2 protein-coding genes are annotated in these 2,963 nt (G+C 70.2%); both read left to right on the top strand.

Features of this window, described 5'->3' with window-relative positions; translation table 11 throughout:
* The first annotated feature begins 76 nt into the window (after positions 1-76).
* Positions 77-934, top strand: coding sequence for a carbohydrate ABC transporter permease (locus ACWCSD_RS50710; protein ID WP_397158138.1), 858 nt, complete (start codon positions 77-79; stop codon positions 932-934).
* A gap of 25 nt (positions 935-959) precedes the next feature.
* On the top strand, positions 960-2,948 hold the full coding sequence (locus tag ACWCSD_RS50705) for a right-handed parallel beta-helix repeat-containing protein (RefSeq protein WP_449926726.1): 1,989 nt from the start codon (positions 960-962) through the stop codon (positions 2,946-2,948).
* Positions 2,949-2,963 lie beyond the last annotated feature (15 nt).

Here is a 2,963-nt window from a genome sequence, read left to right as displayed (position 1 = left end):
GTGCGCCGGCCTCGCCCTGCTGGTGACCGCCGCGCGCAACCGGCAAGACCGCGCCACGACGAGTTAGGGGACGGTGATGATCGAACAAACGCGAGCCGCCCACGGCAGGCGCCGCTCCTTCGTGCGCCCGGTCATGCTGGCGCTGCTCCTGGTGGCCATGACCGTGCCGGTCTACCTGCTCGTGGTCAACAGCTTCAAGTCCCAGGACGACATCCTCGGCAACCCCTTCTCCCTCCCGTTCGGCGACCTCACCTTCGACTACCTCGCCAACGCCGTCGACAGCCCCCAGTACAACGTGATCCGCAGCTACGGCTTCACGCTGTTCCTCGTCGTCGTCGTGGACGTCCTGTGCATCCTGCTGGCCGGGCCCGCGGCGTACGCGATCGCGCGCAGCCTCAGCCGCCGCTCCCAGCTGCTGCTGCTGTACTTCCTCGCGGGCACCTTCATCCCGGGCGCCGCGCTGGTGATCCCGGTGATCTACGTGCTGCGCTCGGTCGGCCTGGCCAACACCGTGGCCGGCCTCGTGGCCCACGACGTGGCCTCGACCCTTCCGGTGAGCATCTTCCTGTTCGTCGGCTTCATCCGTACCATCCCGGCCTCCATCGACCAGGCGGCGATGATCGACGGCGCGGGGCGGCTGCGCACGTTCTGGACGATCATCTTCCCGCTGATGCGGCCCGCGGTGGTCACCGTGCTGATCCTCAACTCGATCGGGATCTGGAACGACTTCGTCAGCCCGCAGATCCTGCTCAGCCCCGGCTCCGGCCGGTACACGGTGACGACCGCCATCTACGCCGGGATCAGCCAGTACTCGACCGACCTGACGCGGGTGTTCCCCAACCTGCTGCTGGCGGTGGCACCGGTCGTCATCTTCTTCGTCTACATGCAGCGCCACATCATCAGCGGCCTCACGGTCGGCGCGGTCAAGGGCTGAACGGCCCGTCACGGAAAGAGGGACCATGACCTTGTTACGCCTTCGGCGGCCGCTCGCGGCCATGGTGATCGCGACGGTGGTCGCGACGGTGCCGGCGGCCGTCACGGCCGTCCCGGCGGCGGCCGAGCAGGGCACGAGCGCGGGCGGCACCACCTACCACGTCGCGCCGTGGGGCAGGGACTCGGCCGACGGCCGGTCGGCCGCGACGGCCTACCGCCACATCCAGCGGTGCGCCGACGTCATGACGCCCGGCGACACCTGCCTGATCCAGTCGGGCACGTACGAGGAGACCGTCGTGCCCGCCCGGTCGGGCGCCGCCGGACTGCCCATCACCTACCGGGCGGCCCCCGGCGCGCGCGTGACGGTGAGCGGCGCCAAGCGGATCAGGGGCTGGTCCCCGGTCACCGGCCAGGACGTGGCCCGCATCGCGCAGTCGGACCCGTACGCGCCGGGCTCGCCCTTCGCCCAGGCCGTGCGCGACGGTCACGTCTACAGCGCCCGCGCCGACCTCGGACCCGACGTCACGACCGTGCAGACCTTCACCGACAAGCGGATGAACGTCGAGGCCCAGTGGCCCTACCCCGGCCTCGACCTGCTCGAACCCGCGGTGCGGTACGCCGGGCCGGGCAGCGCGGAGGCCACCGTCGCCGACGACGCGCTGACCCGCCCGGCCGGCTACTGGAACGGCGCCCGCGTGACGACGAACTACTGGTACATCACCGCGACCTCCACGATCAAGAGCTCCGACGTGGGCTCGGTCGTGCTCGACGTGGCGCCGCCGTGCGTCCACAAGGTGATCCCGAAGGACACCCGGTACGCGCTCACCGGCAAGATCGGCGAACTCGCCCACCCCGGCACCTGGTTCTACGACCCGGCCGGCAAACGGCTCTACCTGTACAGCGAGGACGACCCCGACCGGCACGTGATCGAGGCCAAGGCCCGCACGCTGGCCTTCGACCTGCGGAACGCGAGCCACACGACGATCGCCGGCGTCGGCCTGTTCGCCTCCACCGTCGAGACCGGGCCGGGCAGCAGCCACGTCGTGATCGACGGGATCACCGGCACGTACCTGTCGCACTACACCGACATCACCCGCGGCGCCACCGACTGCGGCTCCACCGTCACCCGGGGCGTCGCCGACACCGGCATCGTGCTCAACGGCACGGACAACAAGGTCGTCAACAGCGACCTGTCACTCAGCGCCGGCAACGGCATCGCGCTGCGCGGCATGCGGAACACCGCGACGAACAACGTCATCCACGACGTGGACTACCTGGGCACCTACGCGGCCGGCGTCGCCGTGCAGGGCAACAGCCAGACGGTCACGCACAACACCATCTACCGGGTCGGCCGCAGCGGCGTGAACCTGCAGTGGGACAACGCCGCCGGCGGCACGCCGGGGCCGGACCGCATCGCCTACAACGACATCTCCCAGTACGCCCGGCTGAGCCTGGACGTGGCCGCGGTCTACACCTGCTGCGGCTCCGACATGCTGGGGACCTCGATCGACCACAACGTGCTGCACGATCCGGCGCCGAGGTGGGGCGCCACCAAGTTCGGGGTCACCGGCGTCTACGCCGACAACGGGCAGAGCAACATCACCATCGCCGCCAACGTGGGCTGGGGCAACCCCGAGGGGACCGTCATGCTCAACGGCCTCGGCGGCGGCTCGCACAACAACGGCGTCTACAACAACACCGGCGGCATGACGATGTTCTACGTCAAGGAGCCCGGCAACTCGACCGGCACCAAGGTCTACAACAACATCGGCCCGATCCGCGGCCTCGACGGCGCCACGAACGGCGGGATGGTGTTGTCCAACAACCTGCCGGCCGACGTCGACCCGCTGTTCGTCGACCCGGCCGGGCGCGACTACCGGTTGTCGGAGGCGTCCCCGGCGCGCAACCAGGCGATCCCGCTGCCGGGCGTCAACGACGGCTCGACGGACCCGCTCCCGAGCCTCGGCGCCTACCAGTACGGCGCCCCCAAGTGGGTGGCCGGAGCGACCCGGTAGGACAGAAGCAGCCCG

It is taken from the genome of Nonomuraea sp. NPDC001684, assembly GCF_053596515.1.
This window is presented reverse-complemented; position numbering and strand designations above follow the sequence as displayed.

Excerpts from the sequence above, each read along its gene's own strand:
- ACWCSD_RS50710 (WP_397158138.1), top strand. The coding sequence starts at position 77 with ATGATCGAACAAACGCGAGCCGCCCACGGCAGGCGCCGCTCCTTCGTG.
- ACWCSD_RS50705 (WP_449926726.1), top strand. The coding sequence starts at position 960 with ATGACCTTGTTACGCCTTCGGCGGCCGCTCGCGGCCATGGTGATCGCG.